Raw genomic sequence first — 16,212 nt, forward strand, 5'->3', positions numbered from 1 at the left:
CCGCATACTCCCTGGGTACCCTCCGAAAAACACAAAGGCAAATCAGGGATCGGTTTATATGGAGATTTCGTCCTGGATATTGATGAGGTAGTGGCAAAGGTTAGGCAAACCCTGTCGGATAATAAAATTTCGAACAATACAATTGTGGTTTTTTCATCGGACAACGGAGCCTACTGGCCGGATTTGGAGATCGACATTCATAATCATGATTCCAATGCGGGAAGACGTGGACAGAAAGGAGATGTTTGGGACGGTGGTCACCGGGTTCCGCTGATTGTTTCTTGGCCAGGCCACATTCCAGTAGGTTCGGAAAATAGCTCACTGATCAGTTTGACGGATTTTATGGCAACGTTTGCAGAAATGACCGGTCAGCCTATTACGCAGGGCGTGGGTGAAGATAGTCATAGTTTTTGGTCCATCCTGAAAGGAACGTCCGATCAATCATCCCGTGAAGATATGGTCCACCACTCTTCCCGCAATTTCTATAGCATACGGCATGGAGGTTGGAAATACATCGAAGGGTTGGGATCAGGTGGATTTACCGACCCCGCTGTTATAAAGCCTAAGGAAGAAGGTCCAACTGGTCAACTCTACAATGTAGATTCTGACCAGGAGGAGCAGGTTAATCTATTTTCTGATCGGCCGGATCTCGTGAACCAAATGGCAGCAAGGTTAGATGAAATAAGGGAAAAATAAGTTCTTGTTAAGGATAAATAGTCCCCCCCCCCTCCTATATTATAACTAAGCTTTCGGTAGGACTAGGTGTAGATTGCATCTACACCTTTTCTATCCTTGGATCCCTTACAGTGGTCGGGAGCAATCCCAAACCAGATGCAATAATTTTAGTTATGGGAGAAGCTTACCAACCCCGATAGCTATCTGGGGAGATCAAGAATTGCCCTATATTTTGACCTTCCAGGTAGTTGGATGGGCTGATGTTTTTCAAGAAAGGATTAACACCCAGGCCTACCGAAAACTTTCAATTATAACCAAAGCTAGGGGAGACATAAAAATTTTAGATCAGGGAGGCTTCCAAATTATCAAGCCCTTTCCTAAACCATCATAATAACACCACCTCGCTTTTTCATTAAAATGATACCGGCAATAATAAACGGCAAACTCAGAATCTGTCCCATATTCAAAACCAAATCCGATTCGAAGCCTACCTGATCTATTTTGAAAAACTCAAGGAAAAACCTGGCAGAACAAGCCAAAACCAAAAAAAGTCCAAATAGATACCCGCTTTCTTTTTTGACTTTCTTGGAATAAAGGTTCATGAAAATAAAAATGGAAAAATAAGCCACTGCTTCATAAAGCTGTCCAGGATGCCTTGGAATGGAATCAATCCTTCGGAATACAAATGCCCAAGGGACAGTAGTGGGATGACCGATCATTTCTGAATTGAAAAGATTTCCCAACCTGATAAAACCACAGGCCAATGGCACTACCAGGGCTAATTTATCCAAAACCCAATAAGTATTGATTTTGTTCTTCCAAGAGTAAATAAAAACCGCAACCAAAATCCCAATGGCTCCTCCATGGCTTGCCAGTCCCTGAAAACCCGTGACTTCAAATTCCGGAGCAAAACGGACAGGTAAAAATATTTCCAATGGATTGTTATAGTAATAGTCAAATTCATAAAACAGACAATGACCCAGCCTAGCTCCGATTACAGTACCGATAATAACGAAAACAAACAATTTTTCCAGCTTTTCTTCAGGCAATAAGTCTTCCCTGAAATGCCTTTGCAACAGCAGAAAGCCAAAGACAAAACCCAATCCAAACAAGATTGAATATATCCTTAATTCATAAAATCCCAGTTCCAATAAGCTGCCATCATGGCTCCAGTTTATATAAAGGGGAATCATGATGAACTTAAAATGAGCAACCGCCACCGAGTGCCAAAATCATAGAATAAACAAAGATATTCTGAACAACCCTTTTGGAAAACATTTTAATTGAACTGTTATCTTGAGATTCCATACAGGAAAGAATTTCCGATTCATCAATATCCATCAATCCATTGATTGCCTTGAACTGATCCCAGGATGGTTTTAATCTATTTAAATTCATCTTGTAAAGTTTTTACTGTCTTTTTAAGTTGTGTTTTTATCCTGTTCAATTTTGTACTGACATTGGTTTCTGAAATGGATAGCATTTTTGCCATCTCTCTATTGTCGTATCCTTCTAGGTAGAGGATCACCACTGCTTTGTCCATGGGTTTGAGATAGCCAATCGCCTGCTGAAGGACCAGCAGGTTATCATCAGAACCCGCATGCTGAAAATGATTGTTTTCGAAAGATTCTGAAATCGGTTCCGTCAAAATAACATGCTTCTTTTTCCGCTGGATGGATATCAAAGTATTGAGGGCTACCCTATACATCCAGGTACTTACTTTTGATTCCTCTTTGAAATGAGGGTAGGCACGCCAAAGTGAAAGTAGGACGTCCTGCCTGTAGTCCTTCATTTCTTCATGGGAAGTAGCATATAGCCGGCAAAGACTATTGACAATACCTTGGTTTTGCCGGATCAATGCTACAAACAATATTTTCGAATCAGACCCCATATTGAATATGCTATATAAACCATTAGTCGCAAAGATTTCAATTTTATCACAGGTGGGAATAAAAAAAATGGAAATAATGTTCTAGGCTTTATCCAACGCAGGATTAAAAGGTTTTTTTGAAGTGGATTTTTGGTAAGCCAGTGTTGATTGCCAATTCTATCCCGAAAGCTAAAACGGAAGGTTTTGATACCAGTTTGACAAAAGCACTAAAGGGGGGGACAAAAATATTTTTGTCAAGTAAATGTAACACAATACTTGACAAATTAGCTTCGCCTATGAATCTTCAAAGAACATCAAAAAAGCTTTACAACTACATCGACCACGTCCCAAATTTCCTTGTTCAATAATATTTTGAAGGATGGTAAATAGAGGTGGGTGACGTTACAAACTGCACACAGTCACCGCAGAATGCTAGATTACACTCTGAGGGGTAAAAACTTCATCATAATATCTGGCTAGGTATGGATTGCCCCCGTTTACAGGAGCGGTTTGGCAGCTTTGCTTTATATCTCCTAGTTTTGAAATCGAACAATACCTCTATGAAAAATATATACTTTATCGGTCTTCTTGGATTACTCCTCTTTTCCTGTAATCCAGGTCCGAAAAATCCTGCTGATCAGGTTTATATCAATGGGATAGTCTATACTGTTGACGAAGCCAATCCCAAAACCGAAGCCGTGGCTGTCAAAGACGGGCTGATTCTGGCAGTCGGGACTACCGAAGAAATCCAAGCATTTGTTGGCAAGAATACAGAAACCATAGACTTACAAGGCAAAACCATGACCCCGGGATTTATTGAATCACATGGGCACCTGATGGGAATTGGGTACAACAAACTGGATATCGACCTGATGTATGTCAAAACGTATGACGAACTGATCGAAAAGGTGGCTGAGGCAGCAACCAAAGCCGAACCAGGCGAATGGATTACCGGCAGGGGCTGGCATCAGGATAAGTGGCTACAGATGCCGGACAAGACCGTTCAGGGTTTCCAAACCCATGAACAACTCAGTGCCGTCACACCCAACAATCCGGTTTACCTCGCCCATGCCTCCGGACATGCTTCCTTTGTCAACCAAAAGGCAATGGAAATGGCAGGTATCAACCCCCTAAGAAGTGAAAATCCAAAACAGGAAGTCGAAGGTGGTGAAGTCCTGCGTGATGAATTGGGAAACCCAACGGGGGTTTTGGTGGAAAGGGCTTCAGGCTTGGTCTCCCGACTTATTCCTGAAGACACACCAGAAAGGGCTGAAAAAGCCCTTGAACTTGCCCTTCAGGAATTGGCAGAAAAAGGCATCACCTCTTTTCATGATGCAGGCAGCGGACAGAAGTTTATCGACATGGTTGGGAAATTCAAATCCGAAGGCAAATTGACTTCCCGAATGTATATCATGCTCACGGGACGTCAGCCTGAACTCTTGGAGGCATGGTATAAAAAAGGTCCCATGATCGATCCCGACCACATGGTCACTGTCCGCTCCATCAAGCTGAACTGCGACGGGGCATTGGGTCCTTGGGGAGCTTGGCTATTGGAAGATTACAGCGACAAACCCGGTCAAAGGGGACATGAAACCTTACCTATGTCAATTGTCACACAAGTTTCTGAAAAAGCCATTCCATTGGGTTTCCAAGTTTGCGCCCATGCCATTGGCGACCGTGCAAACCGTGAAGTTTTGGACAGATATGAAGCGGTTCTAGCCAAATTCCCTGAAGTGACCGACCACCGATTCCGTATCGAACATGCGCAACATCTACATGTGGATGATATTTCTAGATTTGGGAAAATGGGAGTTATTGCAGCCATTCAGGCCATACATCTAAGTTCTGATCGACCATGGGCGATCGGTAGATTAGGTCCGAAACGTATAACAGACGGGGCTTACGTTTGGCAAAAACTTTTGGCTTCAGGAGCCGTGATTTCCAACGGGACCGATGCACCTGTAGAACCATTGGATCCTATCCCCTCTTTCTATGCTTCTGTAAGCCGTAAAACCCTCAAAATGCTGCCCGAAGGTGGCTATGAACCCGATCAGAAACTGACAAGAGACCAGGCGTTGAATTCTTATACCCTGGCAGGTGCTTTTGCTGAATTTGAGGAAGATTTCAAAGGTTCCATCGAAGTCGGAAAAGCAGCAGATTTCACCGTGTTTGACAAAAACATCATGGAAATCGCCGAAGATGAAATCTTGGATGCCAAAGTTAAAATGACCGTTGTGGGGGGAAAGATTGTATATCAGATAGATTGATAGAGGTTGGGAAGTGTTCTAAATTGAAAGATTGGAAAATTGGAAGATTGGAAAATAATGGGGTTGATCAAATTACAAGATTGATGATAATTGACTATTGGTATTTTGAATCAAATGATGGATATTCTGGAAATCAACTGCTTGAAAGTTAAAAAATGGAATTCATTAGTCAACTTTCTATTCTTATTTCAATTCCGGTTTGTTCGATTTCGTTTGCAAACGGATTCAAGGAATTCCAATCCTGTGCTTTAATTGGGTCACTTCCTATATCTATCCTCCTCCTTAATTTCATCAAACAATTCAAAATTCATGTATTTTTTTCTTGGCAAGAAAACATTAAATATAATTATACTTATATTTAATATCTTCTAAAAGCCTCTTCAAATAGGCAAACTGGATTTTATCCAAGAGGGTACAAAATCAGGATTCTTTTACTATTAAATTTTACCAAGATGAAAAAGCCATTTTATTACCAAATTCTAACGCTTTCCATTTGTTATATTCTGATGGGCTGTAGAGCAAATCTTTTGATGTTGGAAGATATGTTGCCGAGTGCCAAGCAACAGAATTTTGATGTTTCCTTTGACCAATCTTCCTTGCTGGATTTTGCAGTCAACTTCAATTTGACTTATGAAATATCCAATCCCTACAAAAAGAACCTGCCGATTCCTGCACATGCTATGGGAATTTTTGTCAATGGGAAAGACATCGGCATGTCTTGGGATCACAATGAAGTAACGATACCTGCCAAATCTTCTTTGATTTTACAATACCCATTCACACTCAGTTCGGCTCAACTTCAAAATTTATTGGGAAAGAATAATAAAATCACTTTTCAAACCAATATAGAACTTGACCTTACCGATTACACCGATATGCTACCCAATTTTCAACTTGCGGTCACGGAAGATTTTGACTTAGAGTCTTCCAAGATGAATCCCTTCCTCAATAACCTATTAAAAAAACGAATCGGTAAATTCAATTTTTCTTATGAACACAGTGCCCAAGTTAAACTTCCCACACCACCATCTATTTCCAAATCGAATGAACCGATTGAGATCAAGCTTTTGGGAACAGGAAATAATCTCATCAATCCTAATGCGATCAAAAATGCCATGTTGCCATTTGGAGATTTGCTGATAACCGGGGAGTTGAATGGAATAAAAGATCCATTTATAGATAAAGTAGTTGGATTGACACTTGAAGTACCGGATCCAATCCCTCCCTTAGGCTGGGACAATACTAAAGAGGTAAAACTTGAAGTATATATGCTAGATCTATTAAGAAACTTTGATACAGGAATTGATAAAAAGTGGGAAAAGACAAAATCTATTTTATATCAGGAACAAGAATTTCCTGTTACTGATTTTTTTGTGGATAATTTTCTTCAAGGAAAAGTAGATGACAATGCTTCGGATAAATGGGATCACTTTCAGGATGCCTATGAGGAATTCAAAACAACTGTTTTCCCCACTGAGATACCCGGACCACAAACCCGGGGATTTGAAATCGCTATCCCCTTTAACTTCAAAAATCAAAATGAATTCCCCATAAGTATCCCTATATTCCGTTCGAGTGTAATCATGAGTGGGGGAAATCCCTTTTCCATGTATGTCAAACCAAAAAGTATGGGTGATATTGAGTTGGGAAAAGTGCCTTCCAATCAAACCCAAATTGAGGCCAAATCACAGGAAACCATGTATGTAGTCTTCTCATTTGATATGAAAGCATTTAATCATGGGATTTACAGTCTGTTTATGAAAAATCAGTTTGAACCCAACTTGGGCGGTGTGATGTCCTATGATTTTGGGTATGGTCCTTTGTATATTGGTTATGATTTGAATAAAATGTCTTTGGATTATAAATAAGACGCTTCACGGATTTATCTTTTTGCTTTATGGAAAAACATTCATTTGAAACTATTGATCAATACATTGACTCATTCACAGGTGATGTTCGGGAAATACTGCAAAAGATCCGGAAAGTTGTCAGAGAGGATGCCCCTGAGGCTTCAGAATCCATCAATTATGGGATTCCAACTTTTAAATTAGCAGGAAATTTGGTCCATTTCGCTGCTTACAAAAACCACATTGGTTTTTATCCTGCGCCTTCTGGGATGGAAGAATTCAAAAAGGAAGTGGCAACTTACAAGACAGGAAAAGGAACCTTACAATTCCCTCTGGACAAGCCTATACCTTATGAACTAATTTCGAAAATAGTGCAATTCAGGGTTGAAGAAATTAAACAAAAAGCCACTAAGAAAAAAAATGACTAGTTCAGTTAGTACCCATATTGAACTCAGGGAAGCAAGACCCTCTGACCTTGATATTCTGATTTTTTGGGACAAGCAGGAGCATAACATTTTTGCTGATCCCAATGATGATTGGGATTGGGAATCTGAGCTTGCCAAAAACCCTGAATGGCGCACACAGCTTATGGCTGAATTGAACGGGCGGCCTATCGGGTTTGTGCAGATCATTGATCCTGCCTTGGAAGAGAGCGATTATTGGGGAGAGGTTGAAAAAAACCTCCGTGCTATTGATATTTGGATAGGGGAAGCAAAGGATATCGGCAAAGGCTATGGAACCATCATGATGGATCAGGCAATTGATTTTTGTTTCTCCAGTGGAAATGTGGAAGGTATTCTGATTGATCCCTTGACCATTAATGTAAAAGCCATCCGTTTTTATGAGAGACTGGGATTCGAATTTGTTGAATTCAGACTATTTGGTGAGGATGATTGCTCTGTATACCAATTAACCCGAAAAAAATGGATGGAAAATAAAACTATTTCAACCAAATAACTACATCTAGGAATTTAGCCACTTAAATCAAATATGAAAAAACTACAGATCAATGCCGCTTTACAGATACAAAAGCCTGTTCAGGAAGTTTATGATGCCATTGTTGATCCATCAAAAATGAGCGTATATTTTATTTCGAAAAGTACCGCCCCAATGGAAGAAGGAAAAACGGTATGGTGGGAATTCCCTGAATTCGAAGGATCATCACCGGTCAGGGTCGGCAAAATGAAACCCAATGAATTGATTGTTTTCTCTTGGGATATCGGTGATAAAGCAATGACAGTTGAAATCAACCTCATTCTACAAAAAGATGGTTCCACCTTGGTCAAGGTTACTGAAGGAGAAATGGAAAATGACGAAACTGGGCTCAATTGGCTGAAAGGTAATACGGAAGGTTGGGCGAATTTTTTGGCTTGCTTAAAAGCTTATCTGGAGTACGGTATAAACCTAAGAAAAGGAGCTTTCGATTTTATGAGAAAGAACTGACTGTATTCATCCCTTTTACCCTGCATTCCTGTAGTTTAACTGGAAGGTTTCAACTTTGGATAATAATTTCATGAAAAAAATTATCATGAAAAAGCAGGAAATATTAGACCGATCAAAAAGTTTTTCAAGACTGATTTATGTGGTGATGATTTTAATTGCAGTTTTCAATCTTACTTATTTGAAGGATTTATCCAACGCAACCATAACTTTTGCCCTTGCCTTGGCATTTGATCCATTTGACCAAAGCCAAACATGGAACAAACGTCCCTTATGGCAGAGAATATGGTTAGGTGTACATTTATTCATAGCTGCATGTATGTTGGGCATGCAAATATCGAGATGGACATTATGATTACATTGTGGAAATTATTCTGTAAATGAGTCCTATTAAAGCTATCCAACAATTTGTAAGCCTATCAAAAGAGGAAATTGCCGAAATTGCCTCCTTATTCGAAAAAAAGGAAATCGTAAAAGGGGGAAGATTTCTTGAATATGGAAAAATCTGCGATAAAGTGGGGTATATTGAAAGCGGGTCTTTGATTTTTGTAAAACATGATAGCGAAGGAAATCAGATCGCCACGGATTTTTTGTTTGACGGGGATTGGGTCAGTTATTATAACAGCCTGCTTTTGGAAATCCCTTCCGACGTGGATATTATTTGTAATGAAGACTGCGTGATCCATGTGTTGACCAAAAGCAAATTGGAATTGGTATATGAATCCTTCCCAAAAATGGAAAGGTTAGGCAGGATGTTGGCCGAACATGCTTTTATCGATTTGGCCAAGCGATCCTCAAACCTCCAAAAACTATCCGGAAAGGAACGCTACCTTGACCTGATGCAAAGAAAGTCCATCGTCCTCGAAAAAATACCCCAGTATTATATCGCCTCCTATTTGGGCATTCAACCCCAATCACTCAGTCGAATCCGGAAAAAAATTTTGGGATAAATTTTTCTTAACAAATGTGAATTAAAACAGCCATGGCCTGTATCTAAATTTGATAAAAAAAAGCCATGAAAAATACGTTTTTATTCATTTTTGCCTTCCTGTTAATTTCCATTAAGTCATTTGGACAACATCCATTCTCACAAAAAACCCAAGTGGAATTTGGCTTGGGGATTTCTTTACCAAATCTGAACAGTGGACAGGAATTGATGCGGTCGCAGGAATTACGAAACCAAGGACTAAGCTATCTGGCAAATGCAGAAGGAAACCACAATAAAGTGGGCAACTATCCAAGGTTATTTGGGTTCAATTTCCATGTGGCTTATTACAAACCACTTCCAAAAACCAAAGGGCTGATGCTGGGAGCTATGGTACGAAATACCCAAACAGGCACGCAACCTGTTCAAGGAGGCTATGAGGAAGGCTATTTCTTCAATTTTATAACTGCGGGATTAGCCGCCAAGTTTTACCCGACAGAAAATCTTCCTATTTACTTGCAAGGTGATTTTGGGATATCCGCTGTTTTGACGAAGAATCGATTTCTAAATATGGGCAATCAGGAATTTTTCCATCAGTTCGGCATTGGTCCCGGAGGAGGGTTGGGACTAGGATACCCAATTAGAGTCAACAACGAAAAAGGCAAGACGTTGGATTTACAAGTGGGTTATCAAATAATCCAAACCAGGGTGGAGGTCAATGGCATCGGAGATGATAATTGGAGATTTGGAGCGCTTCATTTTTCGGTAGCATATAATTTCTGAAATTCAAGACCAGTTGGATGGTAAGTTAAACCAGATTAGAATATTTGACAATCATCTTGTCTTACTTTCACCCAACAGATAAGAATTGCAATAATGTCCTCAAATCCATATATTCATTCGTTATTAAAAACTCATTCAAATCTCAAAATATCATGAAGAAAATGGAAAGAAGAAATACAATAAAAAAACTCCTTGCAACAGTTGCTGGATTTGCAGGAATAGGTGCTGTTGCCAATGCGGAAGCTGATTCTACCCCTGAAAAAGAAGTATTCAATGTTGTCCAGGACCAGGATGGCCCCTTGTTTTCGGGTTCTACCAAACTGGGAAATATGATTTTTGTTGCAGGAAAAGGGGCACATTTTGACGGAGACATCAAAGCCCATACAGACCATGTCCTTAAAGAATTGGAAAAGGAACTGGTCAAAGCAGGTTCTTCAATGGAGAAAGTATTGAAGGTAAATGTGTATCTCCACGACCTGAATGACTACAAAGGAATGAATGAGGTCTATAGAGGAAGGTTTGGCAAAAAACCACCCGTCCGTACCACAGTAGCTACTTATGGCGGTGTTCCAGGAGACTCTCTGGTGGAAATGGACTGTATAGCTTACATCTAGTTATCATACCTCACCTCAGCACCACCGGTTCACTCCGGCCATTCAAACTATAAACAATTGCCCCGTCTTTGATGGTCATTTCACATTCGAATCGTTTATCGGATTCCAGTTTGTATCCGTTTTTATCCCAAATACCGAATTGGCCTTTTCTCACATTGATGAGGGCAATGTCAGCAATCGCACCCTCGGAAAGGTGACCCAATTCTTCCCTTTGGATCACCTGGGCAGGAGCCCATGTACTTGCTTTGATGATATGAGGGATTTCCATACCTATGGCCATGAAAGTATTCATCACATTGAGCATGTCCTTCATGGCTGCATTCATGCTACCTTTGTGAAGGTCAGTACTGATTGTATTTGGATAAAATCCCGCCTCAAAAGCAGGAATGGCCTGCCTGAAGTCAAAGCTTGCTCCACCATATCCTACATCGAATATGATCCCTCTTTCCTGAGCTTCCCGGACAAAAGGTTTGAATTTTCTAGTTTCATAATCTACAACAGGTTCCCTTGCACCGCCCAATTCAGCGAAAACATGGGTGTAAATGTCTCCGGGTCTCAAATGGTCAAAAAACAATTCCCTTAATCGCAAAGGAGCAAAGGCCATGGAGCCTCCGAAATCTATGATTACAGGCATTCCGGTAATATTTCCGGCCTCCACGGCCCTATCCACCGGAATCCAGTCCCTTTTGGCATAATGAGCTACTTTGAATCCTACCACATGTTCCTTGTAATTCAATGCAGCCTGTGCAGTCATTTTAGCATTCATATCTGAAGTATCCTGTTCGTACGCTCCGCCACGCATGCCCTCTCCCACTATATTCATAAAAGCCAAAACCCTTGTTTTTGAATGGTCAATGATATTTTCTTTAAAAACATGAAAATTTTTCCAACCTGGTCCACCACAATCCACAATCGTTGTCACTCCTACCCTAAAAGTAAAGCTGTCCGGATCAACTGCCACCAAACCGTCACTGAGGTAACTATTGGGTCTGGTCCCATAAAAATTATGGCCATGGATATCAATCAGGCCTGGCACGACTATCAAGCCATTGGCATCTACGACTTGCGCAGCTCCTGTTGCATCTATATTTTTTGCAATTTTTGCAATCACACCATCCTGAATGGCCACGTCCATCAATTCATCAACATTGTTTTTTGGGTCAATGACGTGTCCGCCCTTTATCACCATTTGGTAATTTTGGGCCATCAGACTCATTGGTGCAAAACATAAAAGATAGAGCAATAGGTATCCTGTCTTCTTCATTTTTTCAAATTTTGGGTTTTAAACTTTAGCAGCATTCAATTCCTCTTGAATTCTTCTGGCTACTATTTTTTCTTCATTTGGTCTAAGCATAAAGACCGTACAACTAACTTCATGTTCTCCAAATCCCACTACTTCTATGGATGGAGATCCTTTCCTTAATTTTTCCTGCATTTGGGTCCGGTTGAGGTTTATCACATTCGGGTCCCAAGCTATTTTCAAAAAAGGTGTATGGTTAGCAACAGGAGGAACTGAAACAGTGGTGGTCACACCATTCACTTTTTTTACCATATCTTCTATATAAGAAATTTTTTGCTCCCAGGATTTCCATTCTTTTTCATGGTCTTTATTCACATAAAGCTCCAGAGCCACATACATTCCGAGAATTTCTTCCTTATTGACCTTCATTCCTCTCCCAATGGTATTTCCTCTGGGCGGTGCGCTTAATCTTGCGGCTTCAATAATATCCTTTCTCCCCATCAGGATTCCCGCACTTTGGGGTCCCTTCATTGCCTTTCCGCCGGAAATACACACCATATCAAATCCCATGTCATTGAATTTCCAAAGGTTTTCTACCGGAGGTACATCTGCTGCAATATCAATCATGGTGGGGATATTATGCTTTTTACCCAAAGCCACCCATTCTTCATGTTGGATTTCTCCAGCAGGTGCTTGATAATTCAGAAACCAAAGCATGGCTGTCTTTTCATTGATGGCATTTTCCAGTTCCTCCACCGTTTCCACAGGAATCAGAGTAACTCCTGTATTTGTTAGCGAATGTACATAGGCGACGTTATGGCTTTTTTGGACAATGACCTCAGATTTCATCCCTTTCAAATTTGGAAGTTGGGCGATTTTTTCTTTGTCTGTGCCTGTCAAAACTCCTGCTAACCCCAACACCATGGCAGACCAGCAACCTGACGTAACTGTTGCCGCTTCTGCATGGCATATTGCGGCTATTTTTTCCCCAACTTTATCTTGAACCTCGTCCAACATGATAAATTGTTTGGAAGAAGCCTCTATTGTTTCCAACACCTCTTCAGGCATTAATGATGCTGTCATTGCGGTGTATGTACCAGCTGCATTGACAAATGTCCGCAAACCCAATTCCTTGATCAAATCTCTCTTTGGCACTTTTGGCATCTCTGCGAAAACCGATTGAACAGGAATTCCACTTCCTACTATTGTTCCCACCAAGGGGAGTGCAGAAAGTCTTTTAAGTAAAGTTCTTCTATTAATCATATTTGTTAAATCTAAATTATTTTAAAATATTCCGCAAACCATTACCAATCCCATATACCCATTGATACAATAATCAACATTAATCCAATAATTTATTCTTCATCTACCTGAATTCCAGAACTCCAAAAAACTGTGGTAAGTGAAAATCTGGTTTGGGATTATCAATCAGAGACCAAGTCAAGTAATGTGGATTGCTTGTAGTACTTGCTGTTTTGTAAAAATTAGCTTTCCACTTCACGCCTTTCATTGGTTGACTGATGTCCGCGTATTCTTTGAGTATTTTCAATGGCAGCTTGAATTCAATACTCCATAAAGTATCTGCTTCTATTTCGGGAAAAACCTTTCTGGGAAGGGAATGGGCTATTTCCACTTTTCCGATATCATGCTCATTTAAAAATTGGTACTCCTTTCGGGGAACAGTTACGTACTGCATCAAAGGAACCCCTCCGCAGTTGATTTCCAGATTGAAATAAAAAAGTGGTTTTGACTCATCGGGGGAAAAAAAGAATTCCACACAAGGATCACCTGAAACGTGGCCATTGGTCTCCTGTACCAAACAATGCACAAATCTATCATGCACCAAATAAATGCCATAGATATTTTCGTCATCATACAAGAGCTTGGCAAATGTAGTTGGTAGAAAATGGGGTTTATTTCCCATATATTGGGTGATTTCCAAAGCTGGAACATTTTCCCAAACCGGTTTTTCCCAAACACCATCAATCAATATTTCTTCTTCCAGTCGATTGACCTGGTACACTGGATTTTCTATTTTGTTATTCATCGTTTTCGAATCATTTTGCCCTTGGGCAACTGTGGTGGCAGTGATCAACCAAAAGCAGATCATATAAATCAAATCAATTTTTTTTCTGCCCATTGTTTTCTTAATTTTCTATCTGTGTTCTTACCTTCCCAACTTCAATGGCAGAAATATTTGGTGAATCATTTCCGAAATTTTTCCTGATATAGGTTAATACTGAAGCGATTTCAGTATTGCTGAGAAAAGAATGAGATGGCATCACACCATTGTAAGCCACACCCTCAACTACTATGGGTCCTTCAAGACCATTCAATATCAATTCAATCAGGGGTCTGGTTCTTCCATTTATAACCTGCGAATTGTGAATGGGCGGAAACCTGTTGCCATCTCCCTTTCCATCTCTTTGGTGGCAGGTACCACAATAAAGATTATAGACCTGAGCCCCGCTTTCGATCATTCCTGTTTCCAGGTTGTCCAATTCTTTGTCAGGGTCTTTGATATTGGTCCTTGTATTTTTTCTTTTCTCAAGTTTTGACAGGGCACCTTCACCAAATTCCTGTTTTTCACCTTTGTACATAATCCTCCAGATTTTCCCTTTGACACTTTCTGTAATATAAAGAGACCCATCAGGCCCCATGGCAATACCCATTGGACGGGCCAATGCATCACCGGTACTCACAATGGTATCCAAACCTGCAAATCCATCCGCAAAAACTTCCCAATCCCCAGAGGGTCTTCCCTTTTCGAAAGGCACAAAAGCAACAAAATACCCACCCTGCGGGTAAGGCCCTCTGATTGTAGATCCATGAAAAGCTACAAAAGCCCCATTTTTATATCTTTCGGGAAATTGATCTCCTTTGTAAAAATGCAGGTCATTCGGTGCGAAATGACCCGGAAAACCCATCAAAGGCTGCTCAACCAAATGGGCATCACCCTGTATTTCCCCATCCCCTCCGTATTCGGGATTCAGTTTCTTTTTACCTTCCAAATGGTCAAAATAATAATAGGGCCAACCGCCATCTATTCCTTCCTCCACCCTGAAAAATTCCTCTGAAGGTAAAACGGCACTTTCCCAAATGTCAAAAAATTCCGGCCAGGATTTGTTCAGGTCATCTCTTCCATGTTGGACGACATACAGTTCATTCTCTTCCTGATTCCAATCCATGGCCACCACTGACCTGATTCCGGTGGCATATCTTTTTCCATCTTTTTGGGTCTGATTCAGCTTATTGGCGTCAAACTGCCAGATACCCCCGTGCCATTCCAATTGAGGGCAGGGATTCATGCCCAGGGAACCTGGTTTTCGATTTAATTCCTGACAGATATCCCCCGGAGAGCCAAAAGGCACATAAAGATGGCCTTCATTATCAAATGCAATAGGTTTGGCAATATGCTCGTACCCATATTTTGCATTTTTATAATCGTCTATTAAAATCAATTCGGGTTCTCCTACCGGCAAAAGTTGGTCTTTGTCCATTCTATACCGATAAACTTCTCCGGCAGTACTGAAATATATATGGTCCCCATAAACCCGCATCCCTGTCCCATAATTTCCTGTATCCGGATATCCTCCAAAATATTCCACTAAATCCGCTTTACCATTTTTATCCACGTCCCTTATGGCTACCAATCCATGTCCGTTTTTATCAGGAACTCTAAGTTTCACATAAATATCACCCTTTTGATCCACGGCCAAATGTCTGGACCTCCCAATACTGTCCGCCACGACAATGGCTTCAAATCCATCAGGTAAAAACAAACCACCGTTATCAGTGTCAGCTTTTGGCAATGGATCAGTTTGTTGGCAGGAAAAGATTAAAATAAACCCCAAAAAACTGATGCTGCTGAAAGGTGTGTTCTTCACAGCGGAGAAAATATATTCCATAAACCAGGCACTTCTCTTCATCAATGGTTTTGGGCGATTAGAATTGAACATTTAAATATATGCTAATGAAATATAAGGCATTTATACAAACATCAGCATGCCATTTATCAAAAAAAAAGCAGTGTTTTGTAAAGGCAAAAACCTTGAAAAAAAAGATCAATTGCAGTTTTTAGGAATCCTCCACAAATAGATCAAATGTTCTTTTCCATCTGAAAGTGTAATCTTTTCAATTCTCTCGGGTTCCCAATCTCCCATATCAAAGCGATGGGAAACAATCCTTGTCCCGGGATTCATATTTAGAATCTTTGGCCTTAATTTTAGATTGATATCCGGGAAAAGATAAATCACCAAAACATTGGCATCACTAAAGTCCATCTCAAAAAGATCACCTTGAACAAAATTTACTTTTTCTGAAACACCGGATTTCAGGGCATTTCCCTTTGCTAAGACTACCAGTTCAGCGTCAATCTCCACGCCAATTGCTTTAGCTCCAAACTGCTTTGCTGCCGCAATCGGAATCCTGCCATCACCGGAACCCAGGTCGTATAGCAGGTCATTTTCATTAATTTCCGCCAATTTCAATATGGCCTCCACCACCTCATCAGGTGTGGTCACAAAAGGCACATAGTCCGAAAAGTCGGAG

General features: G+C 40.5%; 18 protein-coding genes. 10 read left to right on the top strand and 8 right to left on the bottom strand.

The genetic code is table 11. From position 1 onward, the window contains the following. Window positions 1–696 (top strand): sulfatase-like hydrolase/transferase (locus tag ACEW8U_RS05095; protein WP_373520956.1); only part of this gene is annotated, 696 nt, incomplete at its 5' end. Between the two features lie 356 nt (window positions 697–1,052). Here the strand turns inward: ACEW8U_RS05095 and lgt are convergent. Genes lgt through ACEW8U_RS05110 form a run of 3 tightly spaced genes read right to left on the bottom strand, consistent with a single transcriptional unit; the run spans window position 1,053 to window position 2,566 of the window. Further along, the gene (gene lgt / locus ACEW8U_RS05100; protein WP_373520957.1) at window positions 1,053–1,868 is read right to left on the bottom strand and encodes a prolipoprotein diacylglyceryl transferase; all 816 of its coding nucleotides are present in this window, start codon (window positions 1,866–1,868) and stop codon (window positions 1,053–1,055) included. 7 nt (window positions 1,869–1,875) lie between these two features. After that, complete coding sequence (locus tag ACEW8U_RS05105) at window positions 1,876–2,073, bottom strand: hypothetical protein (protein WP_373520958.1); 198 nt, start codon at window positions 2,071–2,073, stop codon at window positions 1,876–1,878. Continuing rightward, on the bottom strand, window positions 2,060–2,566 hold the full coding sequence (locus ACEW8U_RS05110; RefSeq protein WP_373520959.1) for an RNA polymerase sigma factor: 507 nt from the start codon (window positions 2,564–2,566) through the stop codon (window positions 2,060–2,062). Before ACEW8U_RS05110 ends, ACEW8U_RS05105 begins: the two co-directional genes overlap by 14 nt. A gap of 539 nt (window positions 2,567–3,105) precedes the next feature. Here ACEW8U_RS05110 and ACEW8U_RS05115 point away from each other — a divergent pair. From ACEW8U_RS05115 to ACEW8U_RS05155, 9 genes are all read left to right on the top strand, one after another. Next, the gene (locus ACEW8U_RS05115; protein ID WP_373520960.1) at window positions 3,106–4,812 is read left to right on the top strand and encodes an amidohydrolase; all 1,707 of its coding nucleotides are present in this window, start codon (window positions 3,106–3,108) and stop codon (window positions 4,810–4,812) included. A gap of 452 nt (window positions 4,813–5,264) precedes the next feature. Then, window positions 5,265–6,680, top strand: coding sequence for a hypothetical protein (locus ACEW8U_RS05120; RefSeq protein ID WP_373520961.1), 1,416 nt, complete (start codon window positions 5,265–5,267; stop codon window positions 6,678–6,680). A gap of 29 nt (window positions 6,681–6,709) precedes the next feature. Then, window positions 6,710–7,087: an iron chaperone gene (locus ACEW8U_RS05125; protein WP_373520962.1), complete on the top strand. Its 378-nt coding sequence runs from the start codon at window positions 6,710–6,712 to the stop codon at window positions 7,085–7,087. After that, on the top strand, window positions 7,080–7,616 hold the full coding sequence (locus ACEW8U_RS05130) for a GNAT family N-acetyltransferase (protein ID WP_373520963.1): 537 nt from the start codon (window positions 7,080–7,082) through the stop codon (window positions 7,614–7,616). The genes ACEW8U_RS05125 and ACEW8U_RS05130 overlap by 8 nt, the downstream gene beginning before the upstream one ends. Window positions 7,617–7,649: 33 nt before the next feature. Further along, entirely contained in the window at window positions 7,650–8,102 is a 453-nt protein-coding gene (locus ACEW8U_RS05135; RefSeq protein WP_373520964.1) for an SRPBCC domain-containing protein, read from the top strand. Between the two features lie 85 nt (window positions 8,103–8,187). After that, window positions 8,188–8,454, top strand: coding sequence for a hypothetical protein (locus ACEW8U_RS05140; RefSeq protein WP_373520965.1), 267 nt, complete (start codon window positions 8,188–8,190; stop codon window positions 8,452–8,454). Between the two features lie 25 nt (window positions 8,455–8,479). Further along, a complete protein-coding gene (locus ACEW8U_RS05145; protein ID WP_373520966.1) occupies window positions 8,480–9,049 on the top strand; it encodes a Crp/Fnr family transcriptional regulator in 570 nt (189 codons plus the stop codon). 65 nt (window positions 9,050–9,114) lie between these two features. Then, window positions 9,115–9,807, top strand: coding sequence for a hypothetical protein (locus ACEW8U_RS05150; RefSeq protein WP_373520967.1), 693 nt, complete (start codon window positions 9,115–9,117; stop codon window positions 9,805–9,807). Between the two features lie 152 nt (window positions 9,808–9,959). Next, window positions 9,960–10,421 (top strand): RidA family protein, encoded by a 462-nt coding sequence (locus ACEW8U_RS05155; RefSeq protein WP_373520968.1) that lies wholly within the window; start codon window positions 9,960–9,962, stop codon window positions 10,419–10,421. A 10-nt stretch (window positions 10,422–10,431) separates the two neighbouring features. Here ACEW8U_RS05155 and ACEW8U_RS05160 read toward each other — a convergent pair whose 3' ends face one another. The 5 genes from ACEW8U_RS05160 to ACEW8U_RS05180 all read right to left on the bottom strand — a co-directional run. After that, window positions 10,432–11,685 carry an amidohydrolase/deacetylase family metallohydrolase gene (locus ACEW8U_RS05160; protein WP_373520969.1) on the bottom strand — a complete coding sequence of 418 codons (1,254 nt, stop codon included), beginning with the start codon at window positions 11,683–11,685 and terminating at the stop codon, window positions 10,432–10,434. An 18-nt stretch (window positions 11,686–11,703) separates the two neighbouring features. Continuing rightward, window positions 11,704–12,924: an aminotransferase class V-fold PLP-dependent enzyme gene (locus ACEW8U_RS05165; RefSeq protein WP_373520970.1), complete on the bottom strand. Its 1,221-nt coding sequence runs from the start codon at window positions 12,922–12,924 to the stop codon at window positions 11,704–11,706. A gap of 103 nt (window positions 12,925–13,027) precedes the next feature. Next, window positions 13,028–13,801: a carbohydrate-binding family 9-like protein gene (locus ACEW8U_RS05170; RefSeq protein WP_373520971.1), complete on the bottom strand. Its 774-nt coding sequence runs from the start codon at window positions 13,799–13,801 to the stop codon at window positions 13,028–13,030. A 7-nt stretch (window positions 13,802–13,808) separates the two neighbouring features. Continuing rightward, entirely contained in the window at window positions 13,809–15,590 is a 1,782-nt protein-coding gene (locus ACEW8U_RS05175) for a PQQ-dependent sugar dehydrogenase (RefSeq protein WP_373520972.1), read from the bottom strand. Window positions 15,591–15,725: 135 nt separating this feature from the next. Next, window positions 15,726–16,212 (bottom strand): methyltransferase domain-containing protein (locus ACEW8U_RS05180; protein ID WP_373520973.1); only part of this gene is annotated, 487 nt, incomplete at its 5' end.

This window comes from Aquiflexum sp. (genome assembly GCF_041751335.1).
Classification (GTDB): domain Bacteria; phylum Bacteroidota; class Bacteroidia; order Cytophagales; family Cyclobacteriaceae; genus Aquiflexum.